The organism is Sphingomonas phyllosphaerae (assembly GCA_036946405.1).
In the GTDB taxonomy this organism is placed as follows: Bacteria; Pseudomonadota; Alphaproteobacteria; order Sphingomonadales; family Sphingomonadaceae; genus Sphingomonas; species Sphingomonas phyllosphaerae_D.
Window position 1 is genome coordinate 1404872 of record JAQIJC010000001.1, and the last position, 21006, is coordinate 1425877.

The 21006-nt window shown below is 66.3% G+C and carries 22 protein-coding genes and 1 tRNA gene; 8 read left to right on the top strand and 15 right to left on the bottom strand.

Going from position 1 to position 21006, the window contains the following annotated elements:
- Positions 1-7 precede the first annotated feature (7 nt).
- From PGN12_06750 to proB, 4 genes are read right to left on the bottom strand one after another with little or no spacing between them, the layout of a single operon-like run.
- On the bottom strand, positions 8-1276 hold the full coding sequence (locus PGN12_06750) for an aminotransferase class I/II-fold pyridoxal phosphate-dependent enzyme (GenBank protein MEH3103589.1): 1269 nt from the start codon (positions 1274-1276) through the stop codon (positions 8-10).
- A 5-nt stretch (positions 1277-1281) separates the two neighbouring features.
- Positions 1282-1524 (bottom strand): acyl carrier protein, encoded by a 243-nt coding sequence (locus PGN12_06755; protein ID MEH3103590.1) that lies wholly within the window; start codon positions 1522-1524, stop codon positions 1282-1284.
- Between the two features lie 42 nt (positions 1525-1566).
- Entirely contained in the window at positions 1567-2466 is a 900-nt protein-coding gene (locus PGN12_06760; GenBank protein ID MEH3103591.1) for an NAD(P)-dependent oxidoreductase, read from the bottom strand.
- On the bottom strand, positions 2463-3566 hold the full coding sequence (gene proB / locus PGN12_06765) for a glutamate 5-kinase (protein MEH3103592.1): 1104 nt from the start codon (positions 3564-3566) through the stop codon (positions 2463-2465). Before proB ends, PGN12_06760 begins: the two co-directional genes overlap by 4 nt.
- A 114-nt stretch (positions 3567-3680) precedes the next feature.
- On the opposite strand from proB, the gene PGN12_06770 reads away from it, so the two are divergent.
- Complete coding sequence (locus tag PGN12_06770; protein ID MEH3103593.1) at positions 3681-4802, top strand: hypothetical protein; 1122 nt, start codon at positions 3681-3683, stop codon at positions 4800-4802.
- A gap of 7 nt (positions 4803-4809) precedes the next feature.
- Here the strand turns inward: PGN12_06770 and obgE are convergent, their stop codons facing one another.
- Both obgE and PGN12_06780 read right to left on the bottom strand, forming a co-directional pair.
- The gene (obgE, locus tag PGN12_06775) at positions 4810-5856 is read right to left on the bottom strand and encodes a GTPase ObgE (protein MEH3103594.1); all 1047 of its coding nucleotides are present in this window, start codon (positions 5854-5856) and stop codon (positions 4810-4812) included.
- A 206-nt stretch (positions 5857-6062) separates the two neighbouring features.
- Positions 6063-6662, bottom strand: coding sequence for a helix-turn-helix domain containing protein (locus tag PGN12_06780; protein MEH3103595.1), 600 nt, complete (start codon positions 6660-6662; stop codon positions 6063-6065).
- Positions 6663-6717: 55 nt separating this feature from the next.
- Between PGN12_06780 and PGN12_06785 the strand changes: the two genes are divergently transcribed.
- Both PGN12_06785 and PGN12_06790 read left to right on the top strand, forming a co-directional pair.
- Positions 6718-7572, top strand: a complete 855-nt coding sequence (locus tag PGN12_06785; protein ID MEH3103596.1) for a metal-dependent hydrolase — start codon at positions 6718-6720, stop codon at positions 7570-7572.
- A gap of 103 nt (positions 7573-7675) precedes the next feature.
- Positions 7676-8251: a hypothetical protein gene (locus PGN12_06790; GenBank protein MEH3103597.1), complete on the top strand. Its 576-nt coding sequence runs from the start codon at positions 7676-7678 to the stop codon at positions 8249-8251.
- Between the two features lie 169 nt (positions 8252-8420).
- On the opposite strand, the gene PGN12_06795 is transcribed toward PGN12_06790, so the two are convergent.
- The 5 genes from PGN12_06795 to hspQ all read right to left on the bottom strand — a co-directional run bounded on the left by PGN12_06795 (position 8421) and on the right by hspQ (position 10753).
- Positions 8421-8822 (bottom strand): OsmC family protein, encoded by a 402-nt coding sequence (locus PGN12_06795; GenBank protein ID MEH3103598.1) that lies wholly within the window; start codon positions 8820-8822, stop codon positions 8421-8423.
- Positions 8823-8882: 60 nt separating this feature from the next.
- Positions 8883-9434, bottom strand: a complete 552-nt coding sequence (locus tag PGN12_06800; GenBank protein ID MEH3103599.1) for a GNAT family N-acetyltransferase — start codon at positions 9432-9434, stop codon at positions 8883-8885.
- A 183-nt stretch (positions 9435-9617) separates the two neighbouring features.
- The gene (gene rpmA, locus PGN12_06805; GenBank protein ID MEH3103600.1) at positions 9618-9887 is read right to left on the bottom strand and encodes a 50S ribosomal protein L27; all 270 of its coding nucleotides are present in this window, start codon (positions 9885-9887) and stop codon (positions 9618-9620) included.
- Positions 9888-9915: 28 nt separating this feature from the next.
- Positions 9916-10212: a 50S ribosomal protein L21 gene (rplU, locus tag PGN12_06810; GenBank protein MEH3103601.1), complete on the bottom strand. Its 297-nt coding sequence runs from the start codon at positions 10210-10212 to the stop codon at positions 9916-9918.
- Positions 10213-10372: 160 nt separating this feature from the next.
- A complete protein-coding gene (gene hspQ, locus PGN12_06815; GenBank protein MEH3103602.1) occupies positions 10373-10753 on the bottom strand; it encodes a heat shock protein HspQ in 381 nt (126 codons plus the stop codon).
- A 128-nt stretch (positions 10754-10881) separates the two neighbouring features.
- On the opposite strand from hspQ, the gene PGN12_06820 reads away from it, so the two are divergent.
- Positions 10882-10971 (top strand) — tRNA-Ser (locus PGN12_06820).
- A 250-nt stretch (positions 10972-11221) separates the two neighbouring features.
- The gene (locus PGN12_06825; GenBank protein MEH3103603.1) at positions 11222-14107 is read left to right on the top strand and encodes a TonB-dependent receptor; all 2886 of its coding nucleotides are present in this window, start codon (positions 11222-11224) and stop codon (positions 14105-14107) included.
- 121 nt (positions 14108-14228) lie between these two features.
- Here PGN12_06825 and PGN12_06830 read toward each other — a convergent pair whose 3' ends face one another.
- On the bottom strand, positions 14229-14825 hold the full coding sequence (locus PGN12_06830) for a hypothetical protein (protein ID MEH3103604.1): 597 nt from the start codon (positions 14823-14825) through the stop codon (positions 14229-14231).
- 136 nt (positions 14826-14961) lie between these two features.
- Positions 14962-15357, bottom strand: a complete 396-nt coding sequence (locus PGN12_06835) for a DUF4174 domain-containing protein (protein MEH3103605.1) — start codon at positions 15355-15357, stop codon at positions 14962-14964.
- Positions 15358-15828: 471 nt separating this feature from the next.
- Here PGN12_06835 and PGN12_06840 point away from each other — a divergent pair, with 471 nt between their 5' ends.
- From PGN12_06840 to PGN12_06850, 3 genes are all read left to right on the top strand, one after another.
- Positions 15829-15990, top strand: a complete 162-nt coding sequence (locus tag PGN12_06840) for a hypothetical protein (GenBank protein MEH3103606.1) — start codon at positions 15829-15831, stop codon at positions 15988-15990.
- Between the two features lie 84 nt (positions 15991-16074).
- Positions 16075-17124, top strand: a complete 1050-nt coding sequence (locus PGN12_06845; protein MEH3103607.1) for a glycoside hydrolase family 43 protein — start codon at positions 16075-16077, stop codon at positions 17122-17124.
- Between the two features lie 11 nt (positions 17125-17135).
- Positions 17136-19475: a GH92 family glycosyl hydrolase gene (locus tag PGN12_06850; protein ID MEH3103608.1), complete on the top strand. Its 2340-nt coding sequence runs from the start codon at positions 17136-17138 to the stop codon at positions 19473-19475.
- A gap of 16 nt (positions 19476-19491) precedes the next feature.
- On the opposite strand, the gene PGN12_06855 is transcribed toward PGN12_06850, so the two are convergent.
- Together PGN12_06855 and PGN12_06860 are read right to left on the bottom strand one after the other, a co-directional pair.
- Entirely contained in the window at positions 19492-20337 is an 846-nt protein-coding gene (locus tag PGN12_06855; protein ID MEH3103609.1) for an exonuclease domain-containing protein, read from the bottom strand.
- The gene (locus PGN12_06860; GenBank protein MEH3103610.1) at positions 20334-20915 is read right to left on the bottom strand and encodes an alpha-ketoglutarate-dependent dioxygenase AlkB; all 582 of its coding nucleotides are present in this window, start codon (positions 20913-20915) and stop codon (positions 20334-20336) included. Before PGN12_06860 ends, PGN12_06855 begins: the two co-directional genes overlap by 4 nt.
- Positions 20916-21006 lie beyond the last annotated feature (91 nt).

Sequence of the window (21006 nt, forward strand, 5' to 3'; positions counted from 1 at the left end):
TGCGTCATCACTCGGTCGCGCCCGCAAGGCGCCCCGCCGAAGCGAACATGGTGATGACCTGGTCGATCTGTTCCGACGTATGTTCGGCGCAGATCGAGCAGCGCAGCAGGAAGGTGCCCGACGGCGTGGCGGGCGGACGCGCGACGTTGACGTAGAGCCCCGCCTCCAGCAGCGCCTGCCACATCACCACCGCCTGCGCCTGATCCTGCAGGATCACCGCGACGATCGCCGAATCGCACGTCTCGGTGCCGAGCGCGAAGCCCAGCCCCTTCAACCCGGCGTGGAGCCGGCGGGCGTTATCCCACAGCCGCGCGCGTTTGTCGTGCGCGGTCATCAGCTTGCGCACGGAGGTGGCGGCGGTCGCGACCACCGATGGCGGCAGCGAGGCGGTGAAGATGTACGGGCGGCACGAGAAGCGCAGCCCCTCGAACTTCGGATGGTTCGAAATGCAGAAGCCGCCGACGGTGCCGACCGACTTGGAGAAGGTGCCGATCACCAGATCGACGTCCTCCCCGAGCACCAGCCCCTGCGCCTCGTAGACGCCGCGGCCATGCTCGCCGAAGAAGCCCATCGAATGCGCCTCGTCGACCAGCACCATGCAGCCGTGCTTCTTCGACACCTGCACCATCTCGCGCAGCGGGGCGATGTCGCCGAGCATCGAATAGACGCCCTCCAGCACCACCAGCTTGCCCGGCTCCCTGGGCAGGCGGCCGAGCCGCTTGTCGAGGTCCTCGACCGAATTGTGGCGGAAGCGGACGATCTCGGCATCGCCCATCTTGCAGCCGTCGTAGATCGAGGCGTGGCTGTCGGCGTCGAGGATGACGTATTCCCCGCGGCCCGCCATCGTCGAGATCGTGCCGAGATTGGCCTGATAGCCGGTCGAGAAGACGATCGCGCCGCTCGCGCCGTAAAATTCCTTGAGCGCGTCCTCCGCCTCGACGTGGTCGCGGAAGGTGCCGTTGAGCATCCGGCTGCCGTTGGTGCCGCTGCCGAACTGTTCGAGCGCGCGGGTGCCCGCGGCGATCACGTCGGGGTCGAACGTCATGCCCATGTAATTGTAGGTGCCGAGCAGGATCGTCTCCTTGCCGCGGATCACCGCGGTGGTCGGCGAGGTGACCTGCTCCATGACGATCCCGAACGGATCGCGCACGCCCGAGCCCATCAGCGCCGCGCGTTCGGCGAGCAGCGGATCGAACTTCGCGAACAGGTCGCGCGCCGGCGGCGCGGCGACGGGTTCGGCGGGCAGCTTCTCGCTCTGCAGGCCGGTCTCGGTCATGCGACTCAGCCCTTCAGCTTTTCGACCGCGTCGGCGAGCTGGCCGACATTCTCGATCTCGGCCTGCATGTTTATCGTGATGATGATGTCGAACTCGTCCTCGATCGCGGCGACGAAGTCCATCACGGTCAGCGAGTCCCACTCCAGATCGCCCTGGAAGCTGGTCGCTTCGGTGATCGCGACGCCCTTCTTGTTGAAGGGTTCGATCTGCGTGCGCAGCGTGTCGAGGATGGCGGTGCGGTCGGTCATGCGGATGCTCTGGCCCTGAAATGCGGCGGTTGTCTGGCCGCGCTATAGCAAGCCGTGGGCGCGATACCATCGTGCCGTGTCGGTCAGGCCATCGACGGCGGCGATTTGCGGGTGCCAGAGCGCGGGCGGCGGGGCCTTGGCCGGCTCGGCGGTCCAGTCGGGATGGACCATATAGGCGACGCGGTCTGCGGTCAGCTTCGCCTTCGTGCCGCGCAGTAGCTTGTCCGCGCGTGCGGCGGTGCGGAGCAGCGCGGCGGGGAGGGGGAGTGGGAGGGCGCGCCGCCCGACCGCCACGCCGATCGCGCGTGCGAAATCGGCGTAGCTGAGCGGGTGGGCGTCGCTGGGTTCGTAGACGGCGTGGTCGGCGGGCGCTTCGGCGAGCGCGAGCAGCAGGCGGGCGAGATCGGCGACATGGATGATCGATAATCGCCCGCGCGGCGGGATCGGCACGACGCCGGTGCGGCGCGCGGCACGGAACAGGTCGCGCTGCTCCATGTCGCCGGGACCGTAGACGCCGGGCGGGCGGACGATCGTCCAGTCGAGCGCGCTGTCGGTCACCACGTCTTCGGCCCCGGCCTTCGACCAGCCGTAGTTCGACAGCGCGGGCTCGCGCGCGGCGAGCGAGGAGACGTGGACGAAACGGCGCACGTCCCATGTCCGCGCGGCCTCGACTACGTTGCGGGTGCCGTCGATATTGGCGGTGGCGAAAGCGGCGCGATCGGGGGCGTTGACCGCACCCGCGACGTGGATGACCGCATCGGCGGTCGAGACGAGTGTCGAGATCGCCGGCGCGTCGTCGAGTGCGCCCGCGATCCACGTCACGCCGTCACGCGGCGGCTGCGGGCGGCGGGCGAGCGCGCGCACCTGATGCCCGGCGGCGAGCGCCTGCTGGATCAGTGCGCCGCCGACGAAGCCGGTGCCGCCGGTCAGCGCGAGGATCACAGCAACGCCATATGGTTGCGGTGGACGAGCGCCGCGCGCGGCGCATAGCCGAGCAGCGCGGCATGTTCATCGCTGCGCCGGCCGAGCAGCCGTGTCGCTTCGGCGGCGTCATATTCGGACAGGCCGCGCGCGACCGGTCCTGCGGGGCCGGCGATCGCGACCAGATCGCCACGCGCGAAGCTGCCCTCGACGTGCGTTACTCCGGCGGCGAGCAGGCTGCGGCCCTCGGTGAGCGCGCGGGCAGCGCCGGCATCGACATGGATCGTTCCCGCCGCGGTCAGCCCGCCGGCCAGCCACGCCTTGCGTGCGGGGGCGGCGCGCTCGGCGACGAACAGCGTGTGGCGCGCGGCGGCGGAAAGCGGGCGCTCGACGCGGCCGGAGGCGATCGCGAGCGCGGCCCCGGCGGCATTGGCGATCCGTGCGGCGGCGATCTTCGAGACCATGCCGCCCGACCCCATTCCCGAGGCGGAGCCGCGATCGGCCATCGCCTCGATCGCGGCATCGATCCGCTCGACGCGCGGAATATGCTGCGCGCCGGGCTGCGCGGGATTGCGGTCGTACAGTCCGTCGATGTCGGAGAGCAGTACGACGCCCTGCGCACCCGCCGCCTGCGCGATCCGCGCCGCGAGCCGGTCGTTGTCGCCGAAGCGGATTTCCTCGGTGGCGACCGAATCGTTCTCGTTGATGACCGGGACGGTGCCGAGCTGAAGCAGCCGGCCGAGCGTCGCGGCGGCATTGAGGTAGCGGCGGCGCTCTTCCAGATCGCCGAGCGTCACCAGCATCTGCGCGGCGGTCAGCCCCTGTGCGGCGAGCACGTCCGCCCATACGCCCGCCAGCGCGATCTGCCCGGTCGCGGCGGCGGCCTGCGCATCCTCGAGGCTGGCGCGCCCGCCTTTGGCGAGCCCGAGCCGCCGGGCGCCGAGCGCGATCGCGCCCGACGAGACGACCGCGACCTGCTGCCCGGCGGCGGTGCGTTCGGCGATGTCGCGGGCGATCCCCTCCAGCCACGCACGCCGGACTCCGCCTTCTGGATCGACGAGCAGCGCCGAGCCGATCTTGACGATCAATCGCCGGCAGGCGGTAGGCGGGAAGAGCGACATGCCTGCGGCGTTAGCGCGACGCGCGGCGCCGTGCCATGACGATCTTCTCGACCTGCCCACGCGCCGCGTGCATGATCCCGGCGAAGACGGGGAAGGGTGGAAATGCAGCGAAGCATGTGGGCGGCGGTTGCGATCGCAGCGGCGATCGTCGCGCCGGCGGTAGCGGCGGAGACGGTGCGTGGCACCGCGCGGATCGGCGGGGTCGACAGCATGGTCGAGCTGAAGACCGGGGAAGGAGCCGGGAATCTGCGATATCGTTCGCTGACGGGATCGACGCCGTGGGTGGAAGTGCCGCTCGATACGCTCGGGCCGGTGCTGGCAGTGCTGGCGGACGATCGGTTGACGTTCCTGCACGATCCGATCAGCCGTTGGGCGGGCGACGATCTGGTGCCATTGCGCGAGGCGATGGTCACGCGCACGCGGGCGGCGTGGGAGCAAGGACGCGCCGGAACGCGGGCGGGTCAACCCTCGCAGGGCGCGGTGCGGACGCGGGTGCGCGCGCTGCTCCAATATGCCGTCGCGTTGCGCGAGGCGGGGCGGTGGGTGGAGGCGATCACCGCCTTGCAACAGGAGCGTGACGCCAATCCGTTGACGAGCGACTGGGACCGCGCCGAATGGTCGAGCGTGTCTAACGCCATGGCCAGCGCGCTGGCGGAAGACGGCCGGATCGACGAAGCCGTCGTGCTGCTCGATCAGACGGTCGCGCGGCTCGGTGCATCACCTTATGCGATCAACGTCGACCTGCAGGCGGCGTCGATGCTGGCCTTCGCCGGGCGATATGCGGAGGCGTTGCCACGGGTCGATCGTGCCGAGCGCGGCTTCGCGGCGATGGCGGCACGCATGTCGGTTGTTCCCGGCGCCACGGCGCAGTTCGATTCGGTCCGCGCCTGCGTGCTGCACGGGCTGGGCCGGACCGCCGAGGCAACTGCGGCGCTGGCGCGGATCGATCAGGCGGCCGAGCCGCAAAGTAGGCGGTACGCACCACCTCCCAATCGCGACCTTGTCGAACGCGCGGCGCTTTGCATGAAGGATCACGATGCGTTGGCAGCAGTCTGGCGGCGCGATCTCGACCATCTGCCGCCCGGCTCGCTGATGCTCGTCAGTGCGCAGCCAGGTTATCGTCAACAGCCGTACGACGCGGCGACGCTCGAACGGGCGCGCACCGCCTTCGGTGCGCCGCCGCCGCTGCGCGTGCTGCCAGCGCGCTACGTGCCGGCGTTGCGCAGCTGGCGGTGAGCCGCGGTCACACCGGCGACCATTCGACTTCCTGTTCCTCGCCATCGTCGTCGACGGGGCGGTCGGGGGTCGGAATTGCTTCCAGCAGCCGGTCGAGCGCCCAATCGACACCGACGCCGCTCGCGCCGGAGATCGGGATCACCTCCGCGCCGCTCGCTTCCTCCAGCTCGGCCGAGAGCGCGGCGATCAGTTCGTCGTCGAGCGTGTCGATCTTGTTGAGCGCGACCACCACCGGTTTCTCGTCGAGCCCGCCGCCGTAAGCGGTCAGCTCGTCGCGGACGATGCGGTAGCTTTCCGCCACGTCCTTGTCGTTGGCGTCGATCAGGTGGAGCAGCACGCGGCAGCGCTCGATATGGCCGAGGAAGCGGTCGCCGATCCCCGCGCCGTCCGCCGCGCCCTCGATCAGCCCGGGGATGTCGGCGACGACGAACTCGCGCTGCTTGTGGCGCACGACGCCGAGCTGCGGGCGGGTGGTGGTGAAGGCATAGGCGCCGACCTTGGCCTGCGCGTTGGTCACCTGGTTGATGAAGGTCGACTTGCCGGCGTTGGGGAGGCCGACCAGCCCGGCGTCGGCGAGCAGCTTGAGCCGCAGCCACACCCACGCCTCCTCATACGGCCAGCCGGTGCCGTGCTGGCGCGGCGCGCGGTTGGTGGAGGTCTTGTAGCTGGCGTTGCCGCGCCCGCCGTCGCCGCCGCGCAGGAAGGTAATCCGTTCTCCGACGCGCGTCATGTCGGCGAGCAGGGTACGCTCCTCGTCGTCGGCGAGGATCTGCGTGCCGACCGGCACCTTGATGACCAGATCGTCGCCGCCCCCGCCGGTGCGGTTGCTGCCCGAGCCGCCCATGCCGCGCGGTGCGCGAAAATGCTGGGTGTAGCGGAAGTCGATGAGCGTGTTCAGCCCGGCGACCGCCTCGAAGACGATGTCGCCGCCCTTGCCGCCGTTGCCGCCGTCAGGGCCGCCATATTCGATGTATTTTTCACGCCGGAAGCTGACGGCGCCTGGACCGCCCGCGCCGGAGCGGACGAAGATTTTCGCTTGATCGAGAAAGTGCATGGCGTGCTCCGTACCGCTTTAGCGCGGCTAAAGCGATATCGGAGCGCGCCCGGCCGGCGCGCGCATCGCCCGCGGCCGACGACGCGGCTACGCCGCGGAGGGACATTCCCGTCATTCCCGCGCAGGCGGGAACCCAGAACCTCCGACGTCACGGCCCTTGCGACGACCTGCGCGTCTGGATCCCCGCCTGCGCGGGGATGACGACGTTACGCCTCCACCACGCCACGATCCCTGAGCAACATCGTCCGCGCGATCGCGCGCGCGCGGTCCCTCGGCAGGCCCAGCGCGCGCGCCATCGGTGCGCCCAGCAGCGCGTCGCCCAGCGCCGCCAGCACCAGTTGCAACGTCTCGTCCTTGATCGGAGCGTCGGGGCGATTCTCGTCGTGCGACAGGTCCTCGACGAGATCGTGGACCGCGGTGAGGATCGGGTCGAGCGCGTCCTGATTGCCGTTGAGAATCATCCACGTCGCCAGCGCGCCCGCGCCATTGGCGCCGAACGCGTCGAACACCACGTCGACCAGCTCGGCCGGGTCCTTGCGTTCGCGCGAGCGGCGCGCGGCGTCGCGGATCGGCGCGACGACCAGGGCCGTCATCCGCTGGATCAACGCCGATTGCAGCCCGTCCGCCGAGCCGAAATGGTGGAGAAGATTGGCGTGCGTCCGCCCGATCCGCCCCGCCACCGCCTTCAGCGTCACGGCCTGCGGCCCCTTTTCGACCAGCAGCACACGCGCCGCCTCCAGCGCCGCATCGCGCGACGCCTCGGGGCTCAGCCGCCGGCGTGGGGTTGCATTCGAGGCAGGAGGCAATTAACTGACACCAGTGTAAGTTAACAGATCGTGTCTGTCCTTAGTGGAGGTTTCTGTGGCGAAAGCAACCACGCCCGCCGACCTGACCATCACCCCGCGCGATCGACGCTTCGGGCGCGGCGCGGCGATCCGTCGCTGGTGGCTGAACGACGATCCTTATGCCACCGCCTTCTACAACGCGCTGTCGGTGACGTTTCCGAAGGGCGAGGGGTTCTTCGTCGACAGCGTGCGGAAGTTTCGCGAGGGCACGCCGCCGCGGCTGGCGCGCGAGATCAACGCCTTCATCAAGCAGGAGGTGTTGCATACCCGCGAGCATGTCGCGTTCAACCGTCACGTCGCCGATCAGGGTTATGACACCACGCTGCTGGATCGCGATGTCGACGCCGCGCTGGCGCTGACGAAGGGGCGGCCGCCGATCGGCAGCCTTGCCGCGACCACCGGGCTCGAACATTTCACCGCGATGCTGGCGCACGAACTGATCGCCAACCCGCGGCATCTGGCGGGCGGCGACGAACAGGCGCGCGCCTTGTGGCTGTGGCACGCCGCCGAAGAAATCGAGCACAAGGGCGTCGCCTATGACACGTGGCGGCACGCGACGCGCGACTGGCCGCGCTTCACGCGCTGGCGGGTCAAGGCGCTGGTCATGCTTATCACGACGTGGCGGTTCGTCCACGGCCGCGCGCGGGGCATGACCGAGCTGCTGCGGCAGGACGGACTGACCGGGCCGAAGGTGTGGGCGCGGATGGCGTGGTACGCGCTTGGCTATCCGGGGATGGCGCGGAAGGTGGCGGGGGTGTGGCTGGCGTATTTCCTGCCCGGTTTCCATCCGTGGAAGCATGACGACCGTGCGCTGATCGGGCTGGCCGAGAGCGATTACGAAGCGGCGGTGCTGCCGCCGGTCGCGGCGTGAGCCGCACGATGCGGGTCGCCGGTAAGTCGACCAGCCGCAGGTTACGATCGTATCGTGGCGTCCGTCCGCGCCGGCGAGCCGGGCTCCCGAACGGAGACTGCCGATGTTCTGGTTAGCGCTTCTTCTTTCTTTGCCGATCGACGCCTCGACGTCCTCGCAGCGCGCTACTCCTGCCGCGGAGACATGCAGCTACGATCGTGAGAAGCTGGCGCTAGGCTTCGATGCTTTCGATCAGGATATGAAGGGCGGTTGGCGCGCGCTGGCGGACAAGCCCGGTTGTGGCAAGGCAGCAGCTGACATGATCCGCGCTTATCGCCTGAATTATCAGGAACGGATCCATCTGCTCTACTGGCATGAAGCGCAGTTGAGAGCGTCAAACGGCGATTATGCTGCCGCTATTCCCTTGATGGAAAAGTCACGACAGCCCCCGACGCAAGACGATTTCGGTTGGAATCCGTATGTGGATGCCACAATCGCTTTCCTGCGCAACGATCGTGTGGCGCTGCTCGCAGCGCGACGCCGGTTGACCGCTGTCACAAAACCGAGTGATCTTCCCGCGACGGAAAAGTGGCCTCCCAACCTGACTGTCATCGATCGGCTTATCCAATGCTTCGGCGTGCCATATCAGGCAGCTTATGGAGGTACTTGCCTGCAAGCTGACCCCGCTCGCGCGCGTTAGCCCAGAGCATGATCCACCACAGCTGAAGTGGAACCGCCCCCGTCATGCCGGACTCGTTCCGGCATCCACCGTTCCGCCAGCACCCCGGTGGTTGCTCTTGCGGGACGGTAGACCCCGGAACCAGTCCGGGGTGACGGCGGGAGATGGTTCAAGCGGGATGGATCACACCTTAGCCGACCCAGTCGAAGACGATCGGCGCATCGATGCCGAGCGCGTTGTGCACCGGGCAGGCGTGGGCTGCCGCCTCGAGTTTGCGGCGCTGGCGGTCGTCGAATGTCCCCGGAATGCGCACGATCACCGATAGATGCGTGATCCGCCGGGGGTTGCCGCCCATGTCCTTCGACACGGTTGCCGTGGCACCGTCGACCCCGATGTCCATCGCGCGCGCGGCGATCTCCATGATGCCGAGGATGCAGCCGCCGAGCGACAAGGAGAGCAGGTCGCTGGGCGAAAAGCCCTCGCCCGTCCCGCCGAGTTCCTGCGGACCGTGCATGACCAGCGCCGCACCGGAATCGGCGTGGGTCGCCCGAAATCGGAGCGGTGCTTCATAGGCGACGGTGAAATCGCTCATCGGTCTTCATTCCCCTCTTTTCGGGACGGAGGGCGGCAGGTCTGCGTCCTCGTCCGCCCGTTACGCGGCGATCGGCATCGCCGCGTCGGTGCGCCCTGCTTCCGCGTCGAGCTCGAGCGCGAAGTCGACGGACTCGACCATTCCGCCACGGCCGAGCGACCAGCGCTGCGACCGCCCGGTCTCGACGAAGCCGAGCTTGCGCAGCACGCCCCCCGACGCCGCGTTGTCGACATGGTGATAGGCGGTCAGCCGCGTGAGCGGAAGTGCGTGGCGCGCGATGTCGACCACCGCGCGGCCGGCTTCTGTCGCATAGCCGCGGCCCCATGCGTCGGGGGTCAGCCAATAGCCGAGTTCGTGATCGCCGTTGTCGGCACGGTGCAACCCGATGGTGCCGATCAGCCGGTGCGCGCCGCTGCGCTCGATGATCGCGAAGCGGGGCTCCGTCGCACCGCGCGGGAGCGACAGGAACGTCTCGGCGTCTTCCAGCGTGTAGGGCCACGGAACACGCGCGAGGTGCGTCACGACCGCTTCGTGGCCGATCGCCTGCGCCAGCGCGGGCGCATCCTCGAACCAGCCGGGCCGTAACGTCAAACGGGGCGTCAACGCGAACATGTGCTCCATCTCCTGCGACGGTCCCGTGGCACGCGACGATGACGCGCGCGCGACACGGGAACGGTAAAGGGAGGGAGCAGCAAGAAAAAAGGGAGCCGGGGCGGACCCGTCTCCCTTGTCTGGCTGGGTTCCGTCGCGGAACCCCGGGTCGCCCTGGTGGGCAACCCGTGTGGTCACCCGATGTTATTCGGCCGCGGCCGCAATCATGTCGACCGAACAGAATTTGCGGCCGAGCTTGCCGTCGTGGAACACCACGCGGCCGTCGACGAGCGCAAACAGGGTATGGTCCTTGCCGATGCCGACGTTGCGGCCCGGATAGAACTTGGTCCCGCGCTGACGCACGAGGATGTTGCCCGCGATCGCCTCCTGACCGCCGAACTTCTTCACGCCGAGGCGACGGCCGGCCGAATCACGACCGTTACGCGACGAACCGCCTGCTTTCTTATGTGCCATTGTGTCTGTTCCTTCCGCGCTTTGGGGCTCAGCCGACCGAGACGATCTTCAGGATCGTGTGGTTCTGGCGATGGCCATTGCGGCGACGATAGTTGTGACGGCGACGCTTCTTGAAAACGATCACCTTCTCGCCCTTCGCCTGGGCGATGATCTCGGCGGCGACGGTCAGGCCCGCGACGTCCTTCAGCTCCGCGCCCTCGCCAGCGAGCAGCACGTCACCCAGCGTCACCGACGCGCCGGCCTCGCCCTCGATCTTCTCGACGACGATCTTGTCTCCGGCGGCGACGCGGTACTGCTTGCCGCCCGTGCGCACGACTGCGAACATGGCTACGATGTTTCCTTCAACGGGAATTGCTTCCCAAAATGTCATGGACCGCGACGGGCATGCCGCACGGTTGAAGCGTGGCGGTTAGGATAGCGCTTCCGCGATGTCAACCGATTCCCCGCCCGGGTGGCAGGGTTAATGTCCCCGCCGGGGCGGGGAGTTAGTGACGGTGCAGCCGCTTCAATCCGTAGCGCCCGTCGTCCAGCCGGTCGAACAGCCCGGCGATCGCGGGATGCTCGATCGGCTCGTCGCTGTCGTCATGCTCGAGGTTCTGCTGGCTGACATAGGCGACATAGCTCGATTCGAGATTCTCGGCGAGCAGATGATAGAAGGGCTGGTCCTTGGCGGGGCGCAGCGTCTCCGGGATCGACTGATACCATTCCTCGCTGTTCGCGAAGACCGGATCGACGTCGAAGATCACGCCGCGAAAATCGAGCATCCGGTGGCGCACCACCTCGCCGATCGAAAAGCGGGCATGGGCGATCGGCGGCGCGATCGGATCGTCAGGGAGGCGGGTATCAGCCAGCGCGTCGCGGGTCATACCAGCGTATCTAGTGCAGAAATCGTGCAGCACAACACGAGATGCGCTTGCGTCGTGTGCCGCAAGCCGTTAGGGGCCGCGCCTCGACCCACCGCCGGGCGCTTTTTCGAAGCCGCCGGCGACCTCGCGGAGAGGTGGCAGAGTGGTCGAATGCACCGCACTCGAAATGCGGCGTGCCCTCACGGGTACCGTGGGTTCGAATCCCACCCTCTCCGCCATTTGCCCGACGCCGATATATACCAGGCCCGTGTTCCGGGTCGGTTGCTTCCGACGTAGACCATCCCGGCGAGCGCTAACAGAAGCCGTGTAGACAGACCGGACGCGGTGCGATGTACAGTGATTAGCAATGTGCATCATATCGAATGTAACAGCATCGCCTTGATCCAGCGGTCCGTTTTCTCAATAGCGATGAAATAATAAAGAACGCCGCCAACGTGCGGCATCGTTTCATCGGAGAGGAAACGGGTCATGCGCACCTCACTCAAATTATGTCTGCTGCTCGGAAGCATTCTGGCAGGCGCGCCTGCACTGGCGCAGACAGGCTCCGCGCCAGAGGTGCCGGCGACGGTCCCGCAGGACCAGACGCCGATGGCCGCCGCGGTCGGCGAGGAGAATGCGACCGTAGCCCCCGCGGCTCCGGCCGCCGGCGAGGACATCGTCGTCACCGGGATCCGCGCCAGCCTCAGTTCCTCTGCGCAGGTCAAGCGCGACGCCAACCAGATCGTCGACTCGATCACCGCCGTCGACGTCGGCAAGTTCCCCGACGCCAACATCGCCGAGTCGCTGCAGCGGATCACCGGTGTCGCGATCGACCGCTCGGGCGGTGAGGGGCAGTTCATCACCGTTCGCGGGCTCGGGCCGGAGTTCAACACCGTGCTGGTCAATGGCCGCGTGATGGCCACCGACAATTCGGGGCGTGAATTCTCATTCGACGTGCTGTCGTCGAACATGATCCAGCGGACCGACGTCTTCAAATCGCCGGTGCCGGAGTTGCAGGAAGGCGGGATCGGGGCGACGGTCAACATCGTCACCGCACGCCCGCTGGAAGGGCGCGGCGGGTTCCACGCGGCGGCGCAGATCGGCGGCATCTACGACCGCTCGCGCGATCGGATCACGCCGGATCTTGCAGCGACCGTATCGTACGCCAACCCGGACAAGACGTTCGGCGTGCTGCTCGCCGGCTCCTATACCAAGCGTCAGAGCCAGACCGATCAGATCGCGGTCGATGGCTGGATCAACGGACGTCCCGATATCGTCCAGACGATCGGCGGCGTGCCGACGCTGATTACCGGCAGCGACCCGCGCTATCCGGTGACCGGCAACGCCAACCTGCCGCAGAGCGTCTATTACCAGCGTGCGCAAGAAGAACGCGAGCGCATCAACCTTTCCGGCGCGGTGCAGTTCAGGCCCACCGACACGCTGGAAATCACGGTCGACGGCATCTACTCACGCTTCAACATCTCGGGCGTGACGCGGCGGCTCGATAACTTCATGGCCGCGCCTTATTTCGAGCCGACGTTCGACAGCAGCAATACCGCCACCGGCCTGACGATGCTGGGACGCGATTTCATCGCCGCGAACCCGCAATTCCTGGCGGACAACCCCGGATTGACCAACAACGGCGTCAACGCCAAGGTCGACCACGTCTACAACACGATGAATCGCAGGTCGGACAGTTACCAGATCGGCGGAAACATCAAATGGAACCCGACCGACAACGTCGAATTGCGTTTCGATGCGTCGACGACCGGAGCCAATCGTACCTCGCCCAACGCCTATCTCGTCTATGGCGCGCTACTGCCCTACAGCTATCAATTCTCGCTGGACGGCGGGAAGGGCATTCCGTCGATCTCCTACGACAACAGCATCATCAACAACCCGGACCTGATGCGGCTCCACTATATGGGGATCGACGCCAATCGCACGCGCGACCGTGGGTCCGAATATCATTTCGACAGCAAGTGGACCGTAGACGGCTCGATCCTGCGCAACGTCACGCTGGGCGGTTCCTATACCGAGCGGCGCAAGATCAATCGCCAGTTCAACAACAGCGACACCAGTTGCACCTATTGCGGTTATCAGGTGCCGATCGCGTCGGGTTTGCTCCAGCCGTATGAATGGGGCGATCTGCTGGGCGGCGGGCAGAACATCCCGCCGTCGTTGTTCCAGGTCGATCCGGAGGCGTTCCTCGCCTATCTGAACGACCCGGCGACGCTGAGCATTCCGTCGAACGGCCGGACGCCCGCAGAACAGGCAGCGTTCGCGGCGCAGGTGCAGGCGTTGCCCGGCGGCCCGTTCGGTGTGCGCGAGCAATTGCGTGGCACCGTCAACGTGCAGGAGCGGCTGACCGCAGGCTATATCAGCATGCAGTTCGGCGGCGAACGCTGGACCGGCAACGCCGGCGTGCGGGTGATCCGTACGCAGGTGCTGTCCTCCGGCTTCGACACGCCGGTCACCGGCATCGCCAACACGCCGGGCGACGACACGCTGCAATACAGTTATGGCCCGGCGACCGCGATCGCGGTGCGCAGCAGCTACGTCAACGCGCTGCCTTCGGCCAATATCAAGTATAATCTGACTGAGAAACTGATCGCGCGCGGCGCCTTTTCGCAGACGATCACGCGACCGACGCTGACCGATCTGGGCGTCAACAACGATTACGGCGGCCGTATCGCGGTGCCGCTGTCGTCGGGCGGCAATCCCAGTCTGCTGCCGTTCCGGTCGACCAATTACGACCTGTCGCTGGAATGGTATCTGTCGCGCGTCAGCTACATCAGCGTCGGCGGGTTCTACAAGGATCTGTCGGACTTCCTCGAGCTCCAGACGCTGCCGGTCGAGCGCTTCGGCCGGATCTATCAGGACACGCGCACGCGCAACGGCCAGAGCGGCACGATCAAGGGCGTCGAGGTCGGCGGTCAATATTCGTTCGATGCGCTCGGCGGGTTCGTCGGCGGCTTCGGCCTGACCGGCAACTATACCTACGTCGCCAGCACCGCCGAGCGTGACCAGACGCTCGCCGATTTCCAGTGCGGCTATAATGGCCTGTCTCCGCATTCGGCGAACGGAAGTGTCTTCTACGAGAAGTACGGGATTTCGGCGCGTGTGTCGTACAACTGGCGCTCGGATTACCTTCGCAATTGTCGCGATAGCCAATCGCGCCCGCGCAATCGCTCGTCCTACGGCCAGCTCGACTTCAACGTCTCCTACGATCTCACGCCCAACTTCCAGGTCTATGTGCAAGGGGTGAACGTGACCAACCAGTTCATCGACGAATGGTCGGTCATCAAGGAGCGCTATCTGCTGCAGCAGGAAACGGGTGCGCGCTATAACTTCGGTGTACGCGCCAAATTCTAGTTTCGGTATTTGGCTGGGAATGCCGCGAAGTGGCAGGTCCCACCCGAGTCCGATTTGCTTGTACTTGTTGGCGGCCCGGCTTCTTGGTGGAAGCCGGGCCGCTTTCCGACTGTTCGATGACCTATTTGTTTCTCGGCAAGTGCGATGGATCGAAACCCTTGCCGAAATTGAACACGCGGATCGGGCCGACATCGATCACCTGCTTGTCGCCGGCGAGGTGCACGGTTGCCTGGGTGGTGCCCGCCGCATAGGCTTCGTTGGCGGTTCCCACCGCATAATATTGCGCCCATTGATTGGTGATCGCCGCGTGGTCGGTAACGATCGTCGCATAGGCGGGCGCGGGTCCGCCGATGCCGTAGAAGGGCAGGGTCACGGTCTCGCCGTCCTTGAGATCGGGCGCGCGCAGGTAGATCGCGACATAGAGGACGTCCCCGGCGGAAACTGCCTTCGGCAGCGGCATGCCGACACCGGCATCCCATGCATTCGCGCCCTTCTTGGTGATCGTCACCCGGGTGGCCGGATAACCCTTCGGTCCCTCCGTATCGAGCAACACGCTCTTCTGGTTCGGTCCATAGGCTGACCATGGCGCCAGCGGATTGTTGACGATCTTGTCGCCCAGCCCGCCTGGCGTGGGTGCGGTCGGCGGAGCGGTGGTCGTCTGTGCTACGGAGAGGCTCGCCGACAGCGCCGCGAACGATCCCGCCAAAAGCCACTTCATGTCGCCCCTCCCTGCCTGCCAACCGTCAGCGGCTCTCACGGCCGCTGCATCGATAGCATCATAGATCAGTCTGGCCGTAAAGTGCTTTGCTGCCTGGCGTTTGCGCCGCGTGAGAGGGTTTTTCGGAAGCCGTTATCTAACGCACCTCGCGCCGACGCATCGGCATGGCGTCGATCGTTTCCTCGAGGGTCGCCGCGGCGATGGGCCGTGTCTGGCGGAGCTTCGTCCCGCCATCCTTGCCGATCAAAACGACCGCAAAGCGGTCACGCGGCACATCATAGCGCGTCCGCAACGTTGCGGACGTGTCGCTGACGCCGACCACCGTGTTGCCGATGATCTCGACGAGGTGCAGGTCGCGATCCTTGGCTGCCGCCCTCCAGCGCGCCATGATGAGACGCTGTTGCCGGAGCGAGGCGTCCTGTTCGGACGGTGCCGAAACGATCAGGACTCGCCGCTCCCACTGCAATGCCGAGATGCTCGTCGATGCCACCGCTGCCAAGGTCAGCGTGGTCAGCAGGGGTGGCATCATCATGTACGGCGCAACGCACCACCGTGGGTGTCGGTTCACCAGTAATTGGCGCGACGCGCATCCACTTCGCAACCAATCGGCCGCCCCGGTGCACGCAGCCACAGCAAACCGGCCGTTACCGCTATCCTGACATGCATCAAATGATTGTTTAAATGTCTTTATTTCGATTTTGTAATTGACAAGTTATTTTCGTTATTGCCACAGGAGGCGCGTCGCAGCGACAAGACGAGTGCGCCCCATTGGGCGAACACTGGCGCCGGATCACGAGCGCGACGTCGACCGCGACGTTGCAGAGAACCGGTTGCAAGCTGAAGCGCGGCCGGCATCAGGGAGAGGTCGACTGTCCGATCTTCGTTATCGACCGGGAGGGTCCGGGCGCGGCCTGGTGACGTTCCTGCTCGCCACCGCCGGCATCAACATCGTCGCGACCGCGCAGGTAGCATCACGCCGACGCTGGCGCCGCGCGAGGCGATTGTGAATACCCACTCCGACCAGACGTGGACCTATCGCGCCTCGGTCATCAACCTCACCAAGTCGGAACAGCGCCAGCATCTCGGCAACAACACCGACGCGCGGTTCATCTCGAACGTCTATTCCGGTCGTCGGCCCTATGTCGGCGTGTCGTACAAGTTCTGACTTACGATATCCTTCCCCCACCTGGGTGCCGCGGTGTGGCCACCCACTTTTTTCGAAACGGGGTCGTTGATGGCAAGGTCTTCGATGAATCGCTGCGTTAAGGCGTCGCTGGCGATGGGCGCTGCGCTGCTTTCGGCGAGCGCGCTTTGGGCCAGCAATCCGATCGTCCCCGGCTGGTATGCCGATCCGGAAATCCGCATGTTCGGCGGCAAATACTGGATCTATCCGACCTATTCGGACGATCCCGCCGTACCCGCCACGCCCTCGCGCTTCTCCGCGCAGCAACGCGAGGACCGCAAGCGGCGGATGGTGCGGCCGTCCTATGCCAAGCAGACGTTCCTCGACGCGTTTTCGTCCCCCGATCTGATCCATTGGACGAAGCACCGGCGTGTGCTCGACGTCGAGAATATCGCCTGGGCGTCCTATGCGGTCTGGGCCCCGTCGGCGATCGAGGTGAACGGGCGCTATTATCTGTTCTTCAGCGCCAACGACATCCAGAGCGATCGCGAAGTCGGCGGCATCGGCGTCGCCGTCAGCGACCGGCCCGGCGGCCCGTTCCGCGATGTCCTCGGCAAGCCACTGATCGGCGCGTTCCACAATGATGCGCAGCCGATCGATCCCTTCGTGTTCCGCGACGACGACGGGCAGGTCTATCTCTATTACGGCGGCTGGAAACACTGCAACGTCGTGCGGCTGTCCGCCGATCTGTCGATGGTCGAAAAGCATCCCGATGGCACGACCTTCAAGGAAATCACGCCACCCGGCTATGTCGAGGGATCGTTCGTCATCAAGCGCAAGGGCGTCTATTATCTGATGTGGTCGGAGGGCGGGTGGACCGGTCCGGATTACCGCGTCGCTTATGCGACCGGTGCCTCACCGACCGGACCGTTCACGAAGCGCGGCACGATCCTCGCGCAGGACATGCAGGTCGCGCGCGGGGCCGGGCACCATTCGGTGGTCAACGTGCCGGGCAGCGACGACTGGTACATCGTCTACCATCGCCGCCCGTTGAACGACGACAAGGGTGAGCATCGCCAGATCGCGATCGAGCCGATGCGCTTCGCCGCAGATGGCTCGATCGTGCCCGTCAAGCTGACCGCCACCGGCGTCACCGTGCCGCGACCGCTACGTTGAGAGGAACAGTCTTGAGCAGGAAGCTGACGCGCAAGGGGATCGCGGCGTTGTGCGCGGGGGCGATGATCGCGACCCCGGCGACGAGCGGTGCGCAGGACGCGCCGGCGGCGGCGATCGATCTGGTCAATCCGTTGATGGGCACCGATTCCAGCTACGAGCTGTCGTACGGCAACACCTATCCTGCGATCGCGCTGCCGTTCGGAATGAACGCGTGGACGCCGGTGACCGGCAAGATGGGCGATGGTTGGGGTTATACCTATAGCGCGCATCGCATCAACGGCATCAAGCAGACCCACCAGCCAAGCCCGTGGATGAACGATTACGCCGCCTTCGCGCTGCTGCCGATGACCGGCGCGCTGAAGGTGAAGGAAGCCGATCGCGCATCGTGGTTCAGCCACAAGGCGGAGGTCAGCACCGCCTACGGCTACAAGGTGTATCTCGCGGACTATGACGTGACCGCCGAAGTCGCACCGACCGAACGCGCCGCGCAGTTCCACTTTACCTTTCCGAAGACCGCGCAGGCGCATGTGCTGCTGGACGGCTATGCGGGCGGGTCGATGGTGGCGATCGACCCGTCTCGGCGGCGGATCACCGGCTATGTCCGCAACAATCATGGCGGCGTGCCCGCCAATTTCCGCAACTGGTTCGTCGCCGAGTTCGACCGCGACTTCACGGTCACGCGTACCTTCGACGGTGCGGGCAAGGTGACGAATGCGCGCAGCGCGGAGGGCGATCACGTCGGCGCGGTGGTCAGCTTCGCGACGCGGGCGGGCGAGCAGGTGGCGGTGCGCGTCGCCTCGTCGTTCATCAGCGCGGAACAGGCGCAGCGCAATCTCGATCGCGAGATCGGGCGCGAGACGTTCGAGGCGACACAGGCCAGGGCGAAAGCGGCCTGGACGCGCGAGCTGGACCGGATCCAAATCGACGATCCGGACATCGACAATCGCCGGACCTTCTACTCGGCGTTCTGGCGCATGTTGCAGTTTCCGCGACAGTTCCATGAGATCGACGCACGCGGGCAGCAGGTCCATTACAGTCCCTATGACGGACAGGTGCACGCCGGGCCGCTTTATACCGACAACGGCTTCTGGGACACGTGGCGCGCGGTGTTCCCCTTCTTCGCACTGATGTATCCCGAGCGTGACGGCGAGATCATGCAGGGGCTGGTCAACACCTACAAGGAATCGGGCTGGCTGCCGGAATGGGCGAGCCCCGGGCATCGCAGCGTGATGATCGGATCGAACTCGGCCAACCTGATCGCCGATGCGTGGCTGAACGGCGTCCGAGGCTTCGACGTCAACACGCTTTACGAAGCGATGGTCAAGAACGCGACGACGTCGCAAGGTCGCCCGCGCGACGCCAAGGGCAAGGTGCTGAGCGCGGTCGGGCGGGAAGGCGTCGAACTGTACAACCAGCTCGGCTACGTTCCGTACGATGTCGGTATCAACGAGAATGCGGCGCGAACGCTGGAATATGCCACCGCCGACTTCTCGCTCTCGCGGCTGGCCGCCGCGCTCGGCAAGACCGACGATGCGCGCAAATATGCGGCGCAGGCGCAGAATTACCGCAAGCTCTTCGATAGCCGGAGCGGCTGGATGCGCGGGCGCAACCGCGACGGATCATGGGCGACGCCGTTCAATCCGTACAAATGGGGCGACGCGTTCACCGAGGGCAATTCGGTCCATTACAGCTGGTCGGTGATGCAGGACGTACAGGGACTGATCGACCTGATGGGCGGCCGCGAGAAGTTCGTCGCACGGCTCGACGCGGTGTTTTCGACGCCGCCGATCTTCGACGACAGCTATTACGGGCAGGTCATTCACGAAATCCGCGAGATGCAGATCGTCGACATGGGCCAATATGCGCACGGCAACCAGCCGATCCAGCACATGATCTATCTGTACGACTGGGCCGGCGCGCCGTGGAAGGCGCAATTCCATGCGCGCGAGGTGATGCGCAAGCTCTACTCGTCGGCGCCCGATGGCTACCCGGGCGACGAGGACAACGGCCAGACCTCCGCGTGGTACGTCTTCTCGGCGCTGGGCTTCTATCCGGTCACGCCGACGGTCGGGCAATATGCGATCGGGAGCCCGCTATTCCGACGCGCGCGCGTCACGATGCTCGGCGGCAAGGTCCTGACGATCGAGGCTCCGGGCAATGGTCGCGACAACGTCTACATCCAATCGGCGACGCTGAACGGCATCTCGCACGATCGCCCGTGGCTGGCGCGCGAGGAGCTGCAGGCCGGCGGCACGCTGCGCTTCACGATGGGCGCCACGCCGAACAAGGCATGGGGTGCCCGGCCAGAGCAGGCGCCGTTCTCGCTGAGCACGGCGAAACGGACGCGATAGCGACATCCGGAGGAGGTCAGGCGAGCAGCGCAGACAGCGAGCGGGCGGTGACGATGGCGAGAGGCTGACCTGCGGCGATCGCCTGTTCGGCCTTCCGCACTTTCGGATCGGTGCGCAGCCAGGCTTCGTAGCGCGGATCGCCGCCGATCACCACCAACGTGGTCGTGCGGCCGATCGAGCTTCGGACGACCCCGCCCGCGGCGGCGATGGCATGCGCCGTCGGGCCGTCGCGTGGTTCGCCGACGATGACCACGCGCTCCCCGATCAACGGCCCGGAGGACGCAGCCAGCGGGGCCGGACCGGCGGGCAGGGGAGGTGCCATCCAGTCGCCGAGCGACATGCCCGTATGTTCGATGGCCCGCACGATCACCCATCCCGCGGCACGCGCATCGCTCAGCGCGTCATGATGGCGGTGTTCGACGCCCAGGAAGCGGGCGAGGCCGCCGAGCTTGTGGTTGGGCAGATCGGGCCATGCGCGTTTCGCAACGCGAACGCTGTCCAGCCATATGGTCTCGATCTCGGCACAGCCGTGCATTTGGCACGCCGCCGCCAGCGCGCCCTTGTCGAACATCGAGTGCGCCACCGTGACCGCGCCGGACAGATGCCGGTCGATCACGGCATGGACATGCGCGAAGGTCGGCTGACCGATGACGTGATGCGCGGCGATGCCATGAATGCGGCTGTTCATCGGATGGAATTCGTCACAGGGATCGAGCAGCGTCTCCCACGCGAACAGCTCGCGCCCATCGCGGAAGCCGACGATGCCGACCTGACAAATGCTGCTGACGCGCGAGCAGGCGGTCTCGACGTCGATGACGACGAAGTCCGGCGTATCGATCGCCCGGTGCGGCATGTGGCTCATGGCCGTCCCATAGCCTTTCGGCCGCGTTCGGACAGACTGCGCAGCGTGATCGACCAGCGTGTCGCCTCCATTGGCGCGATGCTGTGCTCCCACGCGTACCGCGCTTCGCCATGAAGGTGATAGATGCCGCGCGCGGGCAGCGGCAAGGTGCGGCGTGCGAAACCGGTGTCCGAACGGCGACGAAACCGCATCGCCGCCGCCGCACCCAGGGAGATCCCGACCACATGCTCGAAGTGTGGCCGATCGCGATGCCAGCCGATCCCGGCACCCGGATCGTAGCGGATGAGCAGCGCCTGTTGCAGGGTGCCGGGTTCGAGACCGGCGAAGCGCTCGGCACGATCACGGATTTGTGCCAGCCATTCGGGTAGCGGATCGGTCGCGGCGAGCGCGCCCTTGTCGAAATCATAGTGGATGCCGAAGCTGTGGGTCAGCCGTTTGCCTTCCCAGCCCTGGAACCGGAACGGCAACAGGTTCAGCGCATCGATCGCCGCAGCGAGGTCGCGTTCCTCGGCCGCCGTGACGACGTCGTCTGCCGCTGCGAGGCCGGCAAGAAGCGGGGCATCGAAGAGATCACGCATCCGGCGCGCCCATAAAGCGAAGGGCCGCCCCGTCAGGAGCGGCCCTTCCATTGTCGGCCGGAGCCGGCGATTGTTCAGGCGAGGACACGAC

What these genes read in the sequence shown, in the direction of transcription:
- hspQ (MEH3103602.1), bottom strand. Translation starts at nt 10,753, where the DNA reads ATGACCCGCGACGCGCTGGCTGATACCCGCCTCCCTGACGATCCGATC.
- PGN12_06795 (MEH3103598.1), bottom strand. Translation starts at nt 8,822, where the DNA reads ATGAGCGATTTCACCGTCGCCTATGAAGCACCGCTCCGATTTCGGGCG.
- rpmA (MEH3103600.1), bottom strand. Translation starts at nt 9,887, where the DNA reads ATGGCACATAAGAAAGCAGGCGGTTCGTCGCGTAACGGTCGTGATTCG.
- PGN12_06855 (MEH3103609.1), bottom strand. Translation starts at nt 20,337, where the DNA reads ATGAGCCACATGCCGCACCGGGCGATCGATACGCCGGACTTCGTCGTC.
- PGN12_06750 (MEH3103589.1), bottom strand. Translation starts at nt 1,276, where the DNA reads ATGACCGAGACCGGCCTGCAGAGCGAGAAGCTGCCCGCCGAACCCGTC.
- PGN12_06825 (MEH3103603.1), top strand. Translation starts at nt 11,222, where the DNA reads ATGCGCACCTCACTCAAATTATGTCTGCTGCTCGGAAGCATTCTGGCA.
- PGN12_06830 (MEH3103604.1), bottom strand. Translation starts at nt 14,825, where the DNA reads ATGAAGTGGCTTTTGGCGGGATCGTTCGCGGCGCTGTCGGCGAGCCTC.
- PGN12_06770 (MEH3103593.1), top strand. Translation starts at nt 3,681, where the DNA reads ATGTGGGCGGCGGTTGCGATCGCAGCGGCGATCGTCGCGCCGGCGGTA.
- PGN12_06800 (MEH3103599.1), bottom strand. Translation starts at nt 9,434, where the DNA reads ATGTTCGCGTTGACGCCCCGTTTGACGTTACGGCCCGGCTGGTTCGAG.
- PGN12_06755 (MEH3103590.1), bottom strand. Translation starts at nt 1,524, where the DNA reads ATGACCGACCGCACCGCCATCCTCGACACGCTGCGCACGCAGATCGAA.
- PGN12_06835 (MEH3103605.1), bottom strand. Translation starts at nt 15,357, where the DNA reads ATGATGATGCCACCCCTGCTGACCACGCTGACCTTGGCAGCGGTGGCA.
- proB (MEH3103592.1), bottom strand. Translation starts at nt 3,566, where the DNA reads ATGTCGCTCTTCCCGCCTACCGCCTGCCGGCGATTGATCGTCAAGATC.
- obgE (MEH3103594.1), bottom strand. Translation starts at nt 5,856, where the DNA reads ATGCACTTTCTCGATCAAGCGAAAATCTTCGTCCGCTCCGGCGCGGGC.
- PGN12_06860 (MEH3103610.1), bottom strand. Translation starts at nt 20,915, where the DNA reads ATGCGTGATCTCTTCGATGCCCCGCTTCTTGCCGGCCTCGCAGCGGCA.
- PGN12_06790 (MEH3103597.1), top strand. Translation starts at nt 7,676, where the DNA reads ATGTTCTGGTTAGCGCTTCTTCTTTCTTTGCCGATCGACGCCTCGACG.
- rplU (MEH3103601.1), bottom strand. Translation starts at nt 10,212, where the DNA reads ATGTTCGCAGTCGTGCGCACGGGCGGCAAGCAGTACCGCGTCGCCGCC.
- PGN12_06845 (MEH3103607.1), top strand. Translation starts at nt 16,075, where the DNA reads ATGAATCGCTGCGTTAAGGCGTCGCTGGCGATGGGCGCTGCGCTGCTT.